General features: G+C 51.9%; 13 protein-coding genes. All 13 read left to right on the forward strand.

Annotated elements, in window-relative coordinates:
* The first annotated feature begins 9 nt into the window (after nucleotides 1-9).
* From H8711_RS05455 to H8711_RS05515, 13 genes are read left to right on the forward strand one after another with little or no spacing between them, the layout of a single operon-like run.
* A complete protein-coding gene (locus tag H8711_RS05455) occupies nucleotides 10-1,101 on the forward strand; it encodes an ankyrin repeat domain-containing protein (protein WP_249282475.1) in 1,092 nt (363 codons plus the stop codon).
* Between the two features lie 13 nt (nucleotides 1,102-1,114).
* The gene (locus H8711_RS05460) at nucleotides 1,115-1,870 is read left to right on the forward strand and encodes a hypothetical protein (protein ID WP_117472356.1); all 756 of its coding nucleotides are present in this window, start codon (nucleotides 1,115-1,117) and stop codon (nucleotides 1,868-1,870) included.
* Between the two features lie 24 nt (nucleotides 1,871-1,894).
* The gene (locus tag H8711_RS05465; protein ID WP_242984370.1) at nucleotides 1,895-2,569 is read left to right on the forward strand and encodes a hypothetical protein; all 675 of its coding nucleotides are present in this window, start codon (nucleotides 1,895-1,897) and stop codon (nucleotides 2,567-2,569) included.
* Between the two features lie 23 nt (nucleotides 2,570-2,592).
* Nucleotides 2,593-5,025, forward strand: a complete 2,433-nt coding sequence (locus H8711_RS05470) for a DUF6892 domain-containing protein (RefSeq protein WP_117472358.1) — start codon at nucleotides 2,593-2,595, stop codon at nucleotides 5,023-5,025.
* Between the two features lie 9 nt (nucleotides 5,026-5,034).
* Nucleotides 5,035-5,412, forward strand: a complete 378-nt coding sequence (locus H8711_RS05475) for a hypothetical protein (protein ID WP_249282476.1) — start codon at nucleotides 5,035-5,037, stop codon at nucleotides 5,410-5,412.
* A gap of 46 nt (nucleotides 5,413-5,458) precedes the next feature.
* Nucleotides 5,459-6,160: a hypothetical protein gene (locus H8711_RS05480; protein ID WP_117472363.1), complete on the forward strand. Its 702-nt coding sequence runs from the start codon at nucleotides 5,459-5,461 to the stop codon at nucleotides 6,158-6,160.
* Between the two features lie 14 nt (nucleotides 6,161-6,174).
* Nucleotides 6,175-6,450, forward strand: a complete 276-nt coding sequence (locus H8711_RS05485; RefSeq protein ID WP_227898881.1) for a hypothetical protein — start codon at nucleotides 6,175-6,177, stop codon at nucleotides 6,448-6,450.
* Between the two features lie 13 nt (nucleotides 6,451-6,463).
* Complete coding sequence (locus H8711_RS05490; protein ID WP_117472365.1) at nucleotides 6,464-7,468, forward strand: hypothetical protein; 1,005 nt, start codon at nucleotides 6,464-6,466, stop codon at nucleotides 7,466-7,468.
* Nucleotides 7,469-7,479: 11 nt separating this feature from the next.
* Nucleotides 7,480-8,439, forward strand: a complete 960-nt coding sequence (locus tag H8711_RS05495) for an NTF2 fold immunity protein (RefSeq protein ID WP_097777485.1) — start codon at nucleotides 7,480-7,482, stop codon at nucleotides 8,437-8,439.
* Between the two features lie 14 nt (nucleotides 8,440-8,453).
* Nucleotides 8,454-9,023, forward strand: a complete 570-nt coding sequence (locus H8711_RS05500) for a hypothetical protein (RefSeq protein WP_097777486.1) — start codon at nucleotides 8,454-8,456, stop codon at nucleotides 9,021-9,023.
* A gap of 41 nt (nucleotides 9,024-9,064) precedes the next feature.
* Nucleotides 9,065-13,495 carry a suppressor of fused domain protein gene (locus tag H8711_RS05505; protein WP_249282477.1) on the forward strand — a complete coding sequence of 1,477 codons (4,431 nt, stop codon included), beginning with the start codon at nucleotides 9,065-9,067 and terminating at the stop codon, nucleotides 13,493-13,495.
* A gap of 13 nt (nucleotides 13,496-13,508) precedes the next feature.
* Nucleotides 13,509-14,216: a hypothetical protein gene (locus H8711_RS05510; protein ID WP_118515342.1), complete on the forward strand. Its 708-nt coding sequence runs from the start codon at nucleotides 13,509-13,511 to the stop codon at nucleotides 14,214-14,216.
* A 2-nt stretch (nucleotides 14,217-14,218) separates the two neighbouring features.
* The gene (locus tag H8711_RS05515) at nucleotides 14,219-15,097 is read left to right on the forward strand and encodes a DUF4261 domain-containing protein (protein ID WP_249282478.1); all 879 of its coding nucleotides are present in this window, start codon (nucleotides 14,219-14,221) and stop codon (nucleotides 15,095-15,097) included.
* Nucleotides 15,098-15,172: the final 75 nt, after the last annotated feature.

A 15,172-nucleotide genomic window follows, 5' to 3' on the forward strand; every position in this document is an offset into this window, starting at 1 on the left:
AGGACCCGGATGAGTGAAGTAAGCTATTCAAATGTACCTCCCATGATGGCTGCCATCAAAAGTGGTGACATAGAGGTGATTCGTTCCCTGCTTCACGCAGGGCATTCTCCCAATGAGCCACAATGCTATCAGGTAATGATTGGAGATTGGCCGCGGGATGACGAAGCCTCTCCGCTGGAATTGGCTGTACTGGAAAATCGGATGGACATGGTACAGCTCCTGATCGAATGCGGAGCAGATTTGACCCATAACCCGGAAGAATTGCTTTGTGGTTCCCTGCGCAGTCAAGACCTGACCCTGTTTTCCTTTTTGGTAGATGTGGGAGTCAGAATCCCCGCAACACAAAGGGATATATGCAGGCTGTTTCTCCACTTGATGGATCGGGATGAGCCTAATGTACTCCCCATTTTGAAAAGGATGGGCATGGATTTGAAACAATACGGCGGTGAAGCCCTGCGCAGTATGGCGAGCCATGGAAATCAGCTGCTGGTGGAGTATCTGATTCAAAACGGGGCGGACATCAACTATCACAAGCCAGATATGGTGTTTCCCTACGCTTCGACTCCTGTCACTGAAGCTGCACGGCACAACGATTTTTCTATGGTGCGCTGGCTTGTGGAACAGGGTGCAGACATCACCATCCCGGATAAATACGGTGACCGGCCCTACACCGTGGCAGTACAGAACAAAAATCAGGAAATGGCCGCCTACTTAAAAGCTCTGGAGCCGGAGGAATGGCATAACAAACAGGAAAAGGCGCGTCAACTCATGCCTTACAAGCTGCCTGCCAAGCTGGTGGAATACTTAAAGACCGGCCCCTTGCGTCTGGAATTTCCAGAGCGGGAACTGGTGAAATGGGCGGAACTGTCCCCCTACATGGATGTACAGGAGATGACCTGGAAACGGAAAAAGTTGCTCTCCCTTATGGCGAAAATGGACAATTACAGCGACTATTTGCTGCTGTGGAGTCCCAGAGATAAGAAACTCTGGTATCTGGACATTGAGCATAAGGAGTTTCATCCGTTAGCCAAATGGGAGGAATTTATTGCTGATCCCGGAAAATATCTTAATGGAATGATTGAGGGCGAGTTTGAGGAATAAGGAGAGAAGCAAAATGGAACAGGCATACTGCACCGCAGTTTTCTGGCGTGGCGGAGAAAAGATTGATCTGAATGGACTAAAACCAGATGCGGTACGGTGTCTGTCTGTGACGGGAGAGCGGAAGGTGAATCTGTCCCTCCTGCGGGATTATCCCAATCTGGAGGAACTGACCCTAATGGAAAAGTGTGAGGGTGTAGAAGTTCTCTCCGGGCTAAAGCAGCTTCATACACTGTCCCTATGGCTGTCGGCCCCTGTTTCCTGGGACAATGTTTCTCTCCCCGGCCTGCGTGTTCTCCACCTGCGTGGGGAAAAGAATGGCGACATCACCCCACTTCTCACCAGCATTACCTATCTCCATTTGGAGGAAATGCGGAAAACGGAAGATATTGCCCCTTTCCTGACTCCAGCGACCCGGCTTCAGAAACTCTATCTCCAGGCACTTCCAGCTGTACAGGAACTACCGGCTCTGGATGGGCTTCCTTCCCTTTATGCCCTGAAACTCTATGAACTGCATAAACTCAGCGATTTGTCCGCCCTATCTCTCAGCCATTTGCGCTACTTTGCCGCCTCTCTGATTGCGGATAAACTCTCCGCTCAGGCGCTGGCAGATGCTGTGATGGCGATTCCCGATTTGGAGGCAGCCGCACTCCAGCTGGTAGACCGCTCCGAGCGGCGCTATGGCGGTGTCCAAAAAGCCTTTGCCGCCGCTGGCAAGTCCCCGCTGCTACGGGAGGAAATAAGTGCTTTGAGTACATGGCTGTCGCTGTAACACAACGGAAAGGAGGCGACCAGATTGTGTGAGAATGCGAAAATTCTTTGTCCTTACTGTTTGACGAGAGAAATTGATCCGGCACAGGCGATATGCTCTGTTTGTTATTCAAAAGAGGATAAATTGGAACGAGGCAGTTGGGATGATCTGCGGAAGCGCAAGAATACCGATGAAATCCAGATGTTTACCATAGCCAAGAAAGTAGATGAAGCGTTCCAGGTACCAGAAAATAAAGCCTATGCCTGTAGAGAGAAACACGAAATGATTCAGGCCGAGGCTTTGGAGCGGGAAATGGAGGATTTTCACCGGCGGCGCATTCTCTGTATGGCGGAGATATTTTCCAAGATTGATTGCAGCAGCCTCTTTCCCAGCTACATAGAATTGGATACCTATTTCAAGAATGTGCAGGATTATGCCCATCAGCACATTGCCACAGAACAGCTCAGAGAGGTTCAGGAGTATCTGCGGTCACAGATTCCATGGAAATCCCTATCCAGTCAGCGGATGGATCTGGGGGCAGAACTTCTCAACTTTTGGTGCGGAGAAGATGAGTTGGATTGGGGCTATTCTCAATATTTTGAGATTGCAGCAGGTAATCTCAAACCGTTTCTTGCAATGACCTTATTCACAAAGATTCTGTGTAAGCATTTTCCAGATGTAATGTCTGCGCCAGTCAAGCGGCTGAGCAGCAAACTTTGAGTCACTAAAAAGGGGGTACTTTCATGCCAGACTGGGCACAAATCATATCCGATGCGCTGGACATTCTGAAATTTGACGGAGCCGTACAGGACACTCTGGCGGAACTGCGAGAAAAATGGGGCGCGCAGGTCCCGGCGCTGCTGGATGAACGCTTTGATGCCGTTGGCGTTCAGTATATGAAGCTATCCCATGAAAAAGGGGCGGCGGCATTGGGGCAGGAGCTGTCTGCCTTCGGCTGGGCGCTGTATAACCTGGATGATGAGGACGAGTATCTGTTTGCCTTGATCCCAGAGGAAGAACGCAGCGAATGGGAACGCTACTGCAAAAAGCAGGGGCAATATTGTCACCTGATGAAACAGCAAGGACGAAAATGGGGCGACCATGCCAAGGAGCAGGACCCTGGAAAGCTAATGCCCTGCGAGGAATACATACTTCAGGATGAGTACGATTATTTCTTCAATTCTCTGGCGGGTGATTTTGCGGCGGGAGAATGGAAAAACCAAAACGCAGAGGAGTGGAAAAACGGCTGTGTGGCCGATCTGCGCCACCGTCCGCCGCAAGTAATCCGCTCCCACAGCTTGCCGCACCTTGGATGCCTTACCTATTCCCCGGAACATGAACTATATGCTGCATCGAGGGCCGCTGGCAGCGGGACGATTGGCCGGGCATTACTGAGCAAGAATCCGGCTACCCTCAACTGGTTCGAGCCGTCCCCCATTGGATATGACGGTCCGCCCCGGACCCTGTGCTGGGCTGACCATTCCCTCTGGGTGGGCGATCCCACCAACGCCACACGGATTGAACTCACCGACCGGGGCACCTGTCAGGATGTGAAAAACTGGACTCTGCCGGAAGATGGATGGAGCACCAAATACCATTGTGGCATCGTGACAGACGGGTTGGGCCGGGTCTACTTTTCCAACGAGTGGTACAAGGGGCAGATTTACCGCTGGGAAAACGGCAAGGTAACAAAACACACCTTCTCTCTGGATGGATACGACCATCTCTCCGAGGCCGTTCCCGTTCCCGGCACAGGCCGCATTACCATGATCCATGCAGTCAGTGGCAAGGGGCGGATGGAAGAATGCCTGCTGGAACTGGACATGGACACCGGGCGGTGCCGAATTGCCCCCCTGCCTGGAATGGGCGAGTGGCTGAAACTTCGCTGGTTTACCGGGGACTGGCTGCTGGTGCAGGGAAACGGCGAGATCCTCTCCGATGACTTTGCCCAGCTCATCAATAGGAACACCCGTGAAGTGCTGCGTATCCGTCCGGGAATGTTCGGCGGGGAGAACATGCAGCACATTGGAATACTCACCGATGGCACGGTGGTCATCGTCACCCGGCGGGATAGGGTTGGGCCGGTATTTCGTTATCCCATCGACTTCTGGGGCTTCCTGCGGACGGCAAACAAGCCCAAAAAGCTGGAATGGCGAGAGTACAAAGAAGTGTACCCGAATTTGCCCATCTTCCTACCGCCCAAGGCCACAGAGCAAAAAATCATTCTCAAAAAAGACAGCCTGACCATCCTGGGGGCGGTATTTACGCCGCCGTTTACCCTGTCGCAGCTGGCGGAAAAATTGGGGCCTGCCCGCATTGTCCTGCAAAATGGAACACGGAAAAGCCCCATTACAGGCCGAGAGAGTCCCTATACCCAGGCACTTGCTTTGTGGGACGAGCTTGGACTCCAGGGCTGGTTAGATGAAGATGAGCAGACCATCAAAACCCTTGGTGTCCGGGTAGCGGCACAGGGAGAGTATGCGGTTCGGCAGACATTTGACGGAACGGTTTGGATCGGGTCCAAGGACTACCGGGAGGCCAGTTGGAAGGATTTCGCCGGATTTGCCCATACCCTCAAATTAGGCGGCTTTACCGTTTATACCCGCTTGCCGGGTCCTGTTTCAGAGGAGCAGTCAGCGCAGAAAGCAAAGCTGGAGGCCCTCTCCGCCATGGTGCAGATCAGCTGGAAAGAGCCAGAGCAAAAGGCAGCGAAAGCGCAGAAATACAAGTTATCCAAGCCGACTGAACCAGTGCTCACCTTTACCAGCTTCAACTTCAAGCTGGCGGTCATGGAAGTCCTGATGTACGAGAAAGGCTTACTGGCTCCTAAACTGGATGCCCATGAGTTTGCCAGAGAGTATAGCCGACGCAAGATCGACATTGACGCGGAAGGGTATGAACCCATCCCAGAGATTCGGAAGTGGCTGGAGAAATACCCTGTCCCGGAGCGGTTGGCCCCGGAGGTCACAGAAATCGAGATGGATGGCGGCAGCGAGATTTATACCCAGCTCTGTCCGTTCTGGGATGGCGAGGATGGAGCCTTTGATCTTAATACCATTACGGAGGCGGAACTGCGCCAGTTCCCCAATCTCAAACATATTACCCTCATGTCCTCCAAGCCGGAACAGGTGCTGCCCGTTCTGGAACGGTGCGGTATCAAGGTAGACTTGCTGTGAGGTGAAAGTATGGAATTATTTGCAAAAAGAATGACTTGGGAGCTGGACAATGATGAAGGACTGTCCTGCCTGTTCTTTGAACTGGAGGATGGTTACTTTACACTCTCCCGCAAGACCGGCGCGGAAGCACTCCGCTTGGAAATGAATGATCCAGCCAATTGTCAATTGATTGACCCGGACTGTTTTGAATATGCCCTTGATAATACCAGGTTTCGTCTAAATATCGTGCGGAACAACCGAAAGGTTCTGCGGTATCTGGAAGAACACCACATCAACACGGAGTTGTATGGAGAAATTGTCCTTCACTACACTCCTCTCAGCAAGCCACAGCTTGAAACATTATCTGCCGTGACTCTCAGGCTGTTTTTCGGTGAACTGCTTTTTTAGGCGAAAACAGAAGTGTCGTTGGCAGAAATCATGCGAGGGGATAACTATGGTTAAAATTCATCGTATTTGGTTCAATACGGAGAGAATGGACAGAGAGGATCACTACAAAATCACATTATTCAGTCGCCCTCGTGTATCTATTCATGTGGATGAGTACATTTGGAGTTTCATCGAAGAAAACATTGTGAAGCCACACAAGCTTATGCGTAGTGAGAAGCATGAGTATCTGTTAGACATTGCGTTTGGCCAGTTTGACCCAGCAAAACACCGATATTATCCGCTTTCCCCGTACAATGGGCCGCTTCGGGAAGGTGTCGAGATGGACAGCGCCAACAGAAGCTATTTCCGCGAGGACTTTGCAGGCGGCAAAGATCGGACTACCTGGTTCTCTCCCAATAAAATATGGACAAACTGCGGTGACAAGGTTCTGAATGTGGACATCAAAGCTGCCAATGTGAGCGAGAATATTACCCCCAGAGAATACGCAGATTTGCTTTTCGATGGAATTGGAGCGGCCTTGGTGTTCAATTTCAAAAGGCTCAAGCGCGAGGAGTTTGATGGGCTGAAGCCCAAGATTGATTGGAGCATCGTAGAAAGCTTCCCCTTTCCCGCACCCTTTGAGGAACAGCGGTACATTGGGGATGAAGGCGAAATTCATGTGTATTCTTGGGATGGCCGAAAGGAAACGACCCTTGTTGGTCCCTATTCCGTGCGGAAGTTGTACCTGGAGCATTTCGGAGAATCGTGAGGAGGAATTTTGCCGTGCAAGTCTGGTCAAAGATAGATTTTGACACTGGAAAGGTCATTTTTCTGGATGCCACGCGAAAAGAAGATATGCTGCAAGTGGAATATCCGAACTGCTTTCTGCTGGATATGGGCTGGTATCAGGACAGATACATCATTTCTGTCATTCATAACTTCGATTGGGCGAATCCAGTCCAGCAGTATGAAACGACAGAAACAAATCAGCTTCCCAAGCTGTTGACGGAGGCGGTTCGCCTTGTGGAAAAGGAATCACAGTCTGCCGGAGCAAATTGAAAGAGGTCTTGTTATGAACGAGAATTTATTTCGCCCACAATTTGATACATTAAAACTGTCAGATAAGCTCTGGCTGATGCAGACGCTGGCGACTCGTTATAATTTGACATTCAAAGAACTATACGCCTTTTCCCGCTGGGGACAAAGCTGCACCACCGGCCTGTTTGAAAAAGATGGCCGGGAGTTTGTCTTTATCCCAGGTGATACCGTGATTCTTGGCTGGGAGAGCTTTGTCCAAGGGATGGACAAGGCCAACCAAGAGGAACTGGCGGATATTTTTGCGGAAATCGAATATGAGGGCTCTGTGGAGGAATTTCTCCGGCAGGGCATGACCCCAGTACGCCAGGTGACCATCGGCCCCATGTTCGTAGGCAGAAAACTGGAGGAGATCGGCTGGGAAAGCGTACCTATGAACGACCCTCGCATCACCGCCCACCCTGAGTGGCTGGAGAACTTGCAGAGGTGGGCGGGTCAGAACAGCCAGAGTTTTGAGATACATGAAACTGTTCGCTTTGAACGCAATGGCGATGACTGGCGAGCGTGGCTGTGCCATCCAATGACCTACCCAGAGTTTCAGCTGTCCCTGTTGTGGGAGCTGGCAGCCAGCCTTCCCACGCCGGATGAGTGGGCCTATCTGTGCGGAGGCGGATGCCGCACCCTGTTCCCCTGGGGAGATGGACTGGATTACTCCATGCATCTGCACCACTTTGAAAGCGAGGAAGATCAGGGCAAGCCATACGACATGGAGCAGGCTAACTTATTTGGCCTGTCTATTGCCTACGACCCCTATAAGCGAGAGTTGGTAGACGGGAAAACATTGACCACCTGCGGCGGTGACGGTGGCTGCAATGTCTGCGGTGGCATGGGTCCTTTGCTTGGATATTTACCCTGTTCCCCTCACTGTAAACCGGAGGTTCGGGAAGATAACAAGATTCACAATAACTATGACTTTTTCCGTCCTGTTATCCGGGTGCAGACATCCGGGTGGAGAATGGTAATAGATAGAGCGCAAGAGTAAGGAGGTAAACTATGGAATGGCCAAAACGGACACGAACAGCGGATTGGGAAAACGGTGTCCTAACTTTAGATGGAGAAAAGAAATTTGATATTCCGAAGCTGACCGCAGAGATCATGGAGCGGTTGGCCGGTTACACCCTGGTGGGCTTCCATGTGAAAGGGTATCCGGTGACGGATGAACTGCTGGCCCCCTTTGCCGGGCATAAAAGCATGGTCAACTTCGGCGTGGAAAACGGCACCCTCACCGACGCCTGTTTCCCCGTTTTTTCCGCCATGCCCAAGCTGCGCATCCTGCTGCTGACCGGGAACGCCGGGATCGACGGCAGCGGCCTGTCCGCCCTGCAAGGCTGTAAGCTGGACCTGCTGACCCTTGACCACACTGGGCTGGATGATGCCGGTCTGCTCCAGGCAGCCTCCATCCCCAAGCTCTCTCATATCTGGATCGACCACACTGCTGTTACTTATGATGGACTGCTGGCTGTCGCCGGCAACAACTACATCAAGCCAGTGGCCCATGTGCAATTTACCAAGGAGCAGATGGAACACTTCTCCCAGCTCCAGCGGGAAAAGGCCAAAAAGCCCGTCCAGCTGGATGAGCAGGCAGCGTCGGAATGCCGCAGTGTGTTGTCCGCTTTCTTTGCCGAAATGACAGAATGGGAGCAGTACATGGAGCAGGTTGGGTTTGAAGATGCCGAGGCTGTGCCCCGCCTGCTGGCGATCTGGGAGAAGTATGTGAGCGAAAAGCCCCGTCTGGGCTATCGGCCTCTGGCCCTCTCATACAGCGCCCAGGGCACCTACAACGGGGAAGAATTCCTTGACGCGGAGCAGATCACCAAGAACAAGCTCTACATCTACACCAGAGAGAAAAATACCAGCTTTGACCGCCGCTTTCTCATGAAGCGCGTGGGCGAGGGTTGGATGATTGACGCGGTGCAGGAGCGGCTGAACGGCTGGCAGCGGACAGGATTGTAAGGGAGGCATAATGGATGATATATAGGTTTACGGAAGTATTAAACGATCTTGTTAATTATTTTCTCCTTGGTGACATTTTGTTGCTGGAGGACTGGAAGCAGGCAAATCATCTTTCAGATGATTTAGCGATGGAGTTTACCACAAACGAAAGCGGCGACAGGGTATTTGACGAAGGAATTGTAATCCCAATGGCCGGTATTGAAAACTATCCCTATACCATATTGTTCAATCTCTCTGGTGATAGACCGGAGCTGTGCAAAGAAAGAAACCGATTGCAGCTTAGAAAAAGTGGCTATTCCCTCAAAGTAGATCATAATATGCTGATGCTTTTTACATGGCCAATATTGGAACAGTTTACGCCTGAAAAGGTGAAAGATCTGATTTCTTACTATAGAGTGCATAAGAAGCCGATGATTGAGCTTGCAAATGGCTGGTATCATATCGAGATTTTGGGTGGAGAAACCTTGCAGGATGGGGACTATGAACCTACATTTGAGTTTGTGATACAACCAGCCACAAATGAAGAAGTCACCATAAATGCAGATATGAATTTTAGCTTTGAAATTACAAGCTCTGCTTATTAGTGAAACCTATCCCTACCGAAGATGGAAAAGGAGATTATGATATGGATTTATTGAAACAATGCCAGCAATGGTTTGAACAGGATGAAGCGCAGAAGGTAATCGACACCCTGGAAGCGATTCCTGCCGAGGATCGCACCCCGGAACTGGACAGTGAGCTGGCCAAGGCATATATTGCCGTTGCACATATAGGAGAACGGGAGCCTTTTGAAAAGGCGCTGGAACTTTTGGCTCCCCATGAGGAGCATTTTGCCGAAGATCACTGCTGGAATTATCGGATCGCTTCCGCTTATTATTTTCTGGATGAGGAAGGTCCCGCCCTGCGTTACTTTGAAAAGGCCCTGAAAGCCCGCCCCGGAGACAAAGATACCCAGGAGTACATAGACGATTGCCGCCGTCGTTTGTCCCTGCCCCGCTTTGAAAAGAACTTCCGTGAAAGGACGCAGGAAGCATGGGCAGCCTTTTCTCAGATTGAGGTAGAACTGCGTCAAATCATAGAAACTGACGAAACGCACCAGCGCGGCGAAGAACTGGTTGAAAAATGCGGGAACGCGCTCAAAACGGCCCTGCGTGATACTTCTTTTGAGCTGGGCTTCAATGGCGAAAAGTATGAATTGATCCTCAGTCCAGAGGGCCTTCGCTCCCGCCTGTTCCCGTTGGTGTACTTCCAGAAGCAGGCCCCAGAATCGGTGCTTGAGCATTGGAATATCTGGGTAGGCCGCCAGCCCTGTGAGGGGTTCGAGCTGCGGGCTGGAGAGATCGAAGTTCGGGCTGATGATGTGCAGATGTGGGCAGAGGAAACAGAGGATCATCAGGTAAGTCTGGTCCTTTACTGTGAAAAGCTGACGCCGATCTTGAAAGAGGACACAGACAAGGTCTGGTGGGCACTCTCTATGCTGGTAGATCAAACCATCGGAGAAGTTTCCGCTATCGCCTTTGTTGCTGGGTTTGATGTTTATGCTCAGCCGAAAGACGAACCGGCCAAGCTGCTTTCTGAACTGCCGGAGTTGCTGCAAAGCATGGGACTTTCTCTCTGGCGGGATGGCAGCGACTACCTGGAAAACAGCTACCTTGCCTATGAACTGAAACCGGTGGAGGACCCAGAGGCTGACTGGCGGCTGGATGTCTATACTGGAAGCTGCCGCCTGCCGGTGCTCATCAACGACTACCTGACTGCCCGCAGTGATATGGTGGATGAGTACCACAAGGATGGCATTGCCGCTGGATTCCTCCTGTACCCGCTGTCCGGTTTTACCGGTGAGGAACGAGTGAAAGTCATTCTGGATTTCCGGGATAACCTGCGGGATGCCATCCTGCGGGATGCAGGAGAGGAAGCCGTGACCTTCCTGGGTGGGGCCACTGGTCTGTATTGTGGGTATCTGGATTTTATCGCCTGGGATCTGCCCGCTGTACTAACAGCAGCACAGGCATTCTTTGAGGGAAGCGACTTGCCCTATGCTCACTTCCACGCATTCCGGCGGGATGTGGGTGGTGTGCCACTGCTGGACGAGAAAGAACCGGAGCCTGATATTCATGAGGAAACTGGCTCCCTGCTCTCGGCGGAGGATATTGAAACACTGGAATCCTTTGATGAAGGAACCACCGGTTACTTTGAGAAAATGCTCGGCTGGCTGGAGGATTTTATCAAAAGTGGCGTAGAAGAAGGACGATTCAGCGAAAAACAGGCTCACCAGGATTTGCAGATTGCCCTCTGGTATGCCTTTGCCTGCCTTAATCTGGACGATTACATCCACTACTACCGCGCTGCGGAATGGATGAAGGATTCGGAGAAAAACGCCACGGGCTGCGCTACCTGGTACTACCGGTATTCTGTGGCGTTGATGTATTGCGGCAGGCTGGAAGAAGCACTGGAATATGCGGAGCGGGGCGCTCTGGAGGAGCCGGACTACCCCTGGATCTGGCTCCATCTGGGCAAGCTGCGGGCGCATTTTGGCGATAAATCCGGTGCGCTGGATGCCGTCAAGCAAGGATTAAAACTGGAACCGGGAGATTATGAGTTCCTGACCTTAAAAAAAGAGATCAAAGCCGGAGCCACCCTGGAACAGATGGAATATCATTGGATCAATCCCGATGCTGACCAAACGCTCCAGCGGGGACTGGACGGGAATGCGGATGATAAACAATGCGCCATAGCCTGCATTCGGGTGGACGAAGCAGGACTTGCCGAATTTTATGAGCTGTTCCACCCAGAGCGGTATAGCTATGAGAAAAACTCCCCCTGCTGTGAATTCCAATATCCAGTGCAGGAACATCTTGTGGAGCTGTCCTTCCGTATGAATGAAGCTGGACTCTCCAAGATGGGAACCGACTGGCTGCGGCAGCTCAAGGAACGGCTGGACAGCGGTGAATGGCTGACCCACACCCCTGAAGGAGAACCAGAGGGCATTCTAACAGGTGTGTTTGTGGACCAGACCCGCCGCATTGGTCTTGTCTATCAACAGCCGGGAGACGATCAGTATTTTCAGATTTTCCTGAACCCGGACGGTACGAAGGCGGATGCCTTCTGGTCCTCAAGAAAAAACAGTGAGCCAGAGGTTTATTCGGAGGATGAGATGTCTGCGATAGAGCAGCACATCAAAAACACCTTTGGTGAGTTTGAGAATGTGTTCCATGAGCTGGTTTCTCCTGACATCCATGTGGACATCTGCGTTGTTCCACCCTCTGATGAGCGGGACTATTACACACTGGTAACGATGGGCATGGGTGCTCATCGGATGAATGTGCCGGAGGAACTGGCGGAATACAAGCTGGAGCGAGCAGAGCTGGCCATCGCTCTGCCACCGGATTGGAAACTGGATGAGGAATCCCTGAAGGATGAGCGGTGGTACTGGCCTATTGGTCTCTTGAAAGTGTTGGCTCGCCTGCCCATTTCCAACGATACCTGGCTGGGCTTTGGCCACACAATGGACAAGCAATCGCCGTTTGCAGAGGACACGAAGCTCACCGCCGCTATTCTGACCGGTCCCCAGGGCGTGGAGGAAGGCGGCGAAGTCTGCACTTTGCCGAGCGGCGAGGAGGTCAACTTCTATCAGGTGATCCCGCTCTATCATAATGAGATGGAGTATAAGATGGAGCATGATGCGGACGCCCTGCTTGAAAAGATGGCAGGCATCAGTTTTGTGGTCAATCCCACCCGCCAGAATGCCATCACCAGAGGAACGCTTGCAGAGGAGGAGTTCACCGGCGATATGGACGATGCCGCATGGCACCTGGAATCCATTCAGGAAAAGGGCTTGCCGGTGAATGAGATCAATGCCTACAACCACATGGCAATCTATCTGCGCTGGTGCATAGAGCATGATCTGATGAGCGCGGAATTTATGGAGCGGTACTGGGAGCAGGTGCAGCCGTTTATGGCAGATCTGAGCCGCGCCGATCTGCGTGGCTTTATCCGGGACCAGCTGAAAGGACAGCTCTTTGGGGCGCTGTTCAACAAGGAGGGCGCAGCCTTTGCTGGATATTACTATGGCGAGGCGGATAGCCCGTACTTCCCCAGCGACATTGATAACTATGCTTTGGAGTATTTCGGTTCAGAGCAATATTATTCCGATAAGTTCCAGGATGAAGCCTATCTGTTCATCCCATTTGATGAAAACTATTATCAGGCTATGGCAAAAGTCATGGAAAAGCGGTTCGCCAACTGGCAGGGACAGAGTTTCGATGAGGCCACTCTGGAGCCTTCAGACCTTGCGGAAGCCATGATGGAATATCTGGACTGTGAATGTACCTATTTCCCCTCAATGACGGATGATGACCCCATCATGTCGGCATATAACTATGCCAAACGGGAAAGTGTCAAAGAGGGCCTTGTGCCGGTTCTGATTAAGGCGGATGACGAAATCCTGTGGGAATGCCTGATTATGAATTCTAACCCGGACAGCGATGGCGAGGACGACTTTGCTTTCGACCCGGACAAAGTTGCCGAATACCGGAAGAAAATGCTCTCCGCCCCTGTCGAGAACAGTAAGGCAGTCCTGGAGGAAATGATTGGGCAGCGCAAGGAAGAAGCCGAGGATGACGATATGGACTGGGATGAGGAGATCCTGGGCGAGATGGAGGGCGGATATGATAACCGTCGTTTTTCAAGCTACTGGAATTCCGATAATAATATGACCTATCCTCTCATTCTGGCTAAAATCCCCGTGAAGAATCCTTGGGAGATATTCGCCTACCTGCCCTTTGGTGGCTGGAATGAGTGTCCTGACACGCCGGAGTTAATGGCAGTTGCGAAATACTGGTTTGAACAGCATGGGGCGGTGCCTGCTGCCATGAGCCACGACGAGTTGGAGTTCCTGCTCCCGGCTCCTGTTTCCGAGAAAGAGGCCATAGATGTGGCGGTGGAGCTGTACGGCTTCTGCCCCGATGTGATTGACCAGGGGCCGGAGGACGCCACCGTGGGCGCTCTGGCCGATGTGCTGCGACAGTCCACTGTTTGGTACTTCTGGTGGGATTGAAAGGAGGATTTTTGTGGGATACGATGTGAGTTTTCACCCGATTTCACCAGAGGAAATGCGGGAATGGTATTTTACTCCCTTAACCTGGATACAGCAGGGACAGGAGGAAAAAGTGCTGGCCCTTGCCGCGCAGCATGGAATGGAGGATTTCTATACCGAAAAATATCTGAATACCTTGCGCGTTGGGGCTGAAACGGAATCTAACGAGCTGTTTGACAAAAGCCACGGCTTTTACATTGCGGTGGTCCAGGGATTTTTCCGCGATTACTATTACACCCGGGGAAGCGGCTTTTCCTTCCTGTTGGAGGAGAAGCCGGAATATGCCCGGTATTTCACGCCGTGGGCACAGGTGGCACCAACCGCCTTTCCCAATCCGGCAGAAAATCAGATCATCGAAAATTACTGCTCCGGTGTGTACCTGTCTCCAAAGCAGGTCGTGCAGCTTCTCCGGGATCTGGAGCAGATGCCAAAGGTGCTGGAGGATCTGGAGGGGCTTTGGCGCGATGGACAGTTTGCAGTGCTGAAAAAGGCCCTCACTGCCGCGGCGGAACTGGGTGTCGGCCTGCTGGAAGCTACCGAGGTGGTGGAACCAAACCCCATCTCCCCCAATGAGAGTACCAGCTATTCCAACCTGTACCACTGTGATCGAGATGGGGTGTATCTTTATATGGACACCGTCAGCAGACAGATCGAAGATGCTATCAGGAAAAGTGAGGAATAAGTATGAGCAATAAAGTGTTCCAGCAAAACCTGGATGACAAAAAAGGCTCCCAGCCCGGAGGCCCCTATCTCATTCAGATGCTGTTCAAAGAACCGGTAGAAATGCCGGATAAAGAAAAAATGACTGCCATAATGGAGAAGTACATCGGATCAACAGAGTGCTTCTGTTATGATAAGAAAATGGCCGGTTTTGCCGCACAGGAGCATATTGCAGAGTTCAAGGACGGAAAATGCCCGGTGCAGCTGATGGTGATGAAATGCGACAAGTTCAAGGGCAAAGGCTTTGATGCCTTCCTGATGAGCCAGATGTGGGACTGCCAGGAGGACCGGGAGCGGATCTTCCGGGAGTGCAAATATCAGGTGGTAGCCACCGATATGCTGGCTGCGACACTTCCGGCGTTGGAGCGTGCCAACCTGGATGCCGACTTTTTGAAGGCTCTTGCGGAGCTGTACCCCACCTGTGAGGCATTCTATTTCCAGAACTGCGGCAAGCTGTTTCTGGCAGAGGATGTACGCTCCCACCAGATTGAGGGTCCGGATCGGTTCATCCGCTTTGGGGTCAATGTCCGCTTCTTTAACATTGAGGGCACTGAGGATATGCTCATCGACACGGTGGGCATGAGTACCCTGTTTCTGCCCGACCTCCAGTACCACTTCCACGACATGGACCCAAACTGGGTGGTAAACCACGCCTATAATGTTGCGTCCTATATTCTGGAGCATGATAATCCCATTGGGGATGGTGAAACCATAGACGGCGTGGCGGATGGCCAGATGTGTCGGGAGATCCAGTGGAAGTGCCAGTATGAGGACGCCCTGATCCAGCCGCCCAGAGGGGTGCTGGACATCAACATGGGAAACTATGCTTCGGGAGGACGCTGAATGAATGGCGTTGTGCTCCTGGTAGGCGGACTTCTGCTTGTGGCGGTGATCAAGCTGATTATAGATCGAAATTGG

Source organism: Ligaoa zhengdingensis (assembly GCF_014384885.1).
GTDB lineage: Bacteria > Bacillota > Clostridia > Oscillospirales > Ruminococcaceae > Ligaoa > Ligaoa zhengdingensis.

Coding starts and splice junctions, on each gene's coding strand:
- H8711_RS05490 (WP_117472365.1), top strand. CDS start 6,464: ATGAACGAGAATTTATTTCGCCCACAATTTGATACATTAAAACTGTCA.
- H8711_RS05495 (WP_097777485.1), top strand. CDS start 7,480: ATGGAATGGCCAAAACGGACACGAACAGCGGATTGGGAAAACGGTGTC.
- H8711_RS05480 (WP_117472363.1), top strand. CDS start 5,459: ATGGTTAAAATTCATCGTATTTGGTTCAATACGGAGAGAATGGACAGA.
- H8711_RS05470 (WP_117472358.1), top strand. CDS start 2,593: ATGCCAGACTGGGCACAAATCATATCCGATGCGCTGGACATTCTGAAA.
- H8711_RS05500 (WP_097777486.1), top strand. CDS start 8,454: ATGATATATAGGTTTACGGAAGTATTAAACGATCTTGTTAATTATTTT.
- H8711_RS05505 (WP_249282477.1), top strand. CDS start 9,065: ATGGATTTATTGAAACAATGCCAGCAATGGTTTGAACAGGATGAAGCG.
- H8711_RS05515 (WP_249282478.1), top strand. CDS start 14,219: ATGAGCAATAAAGTGTTCCAGCAAAACCTGGATGACAAAAAAGGCTCC.
- H8711_RS05455 (WP_249282475.1), top strand. CDS start 10: ATGAGTGAAGTAAGCTATTCAAATGTACCTCCCATGATGGCTGCCATC.
- H8711_RS05475 (WP_249282476.1), top strand. CDS start 5,035: ATGGAATTATTTGCAAAAAGAATGACTTGGGAGCTGGACAATGATGAA.
- H8711_RS05460 (WP_117472356.1), top strand. CDS start 1,115: ATGGAACAGGCATACTGCACCGCAGTTTTCTGGCGTGGCGGAGAAAAG.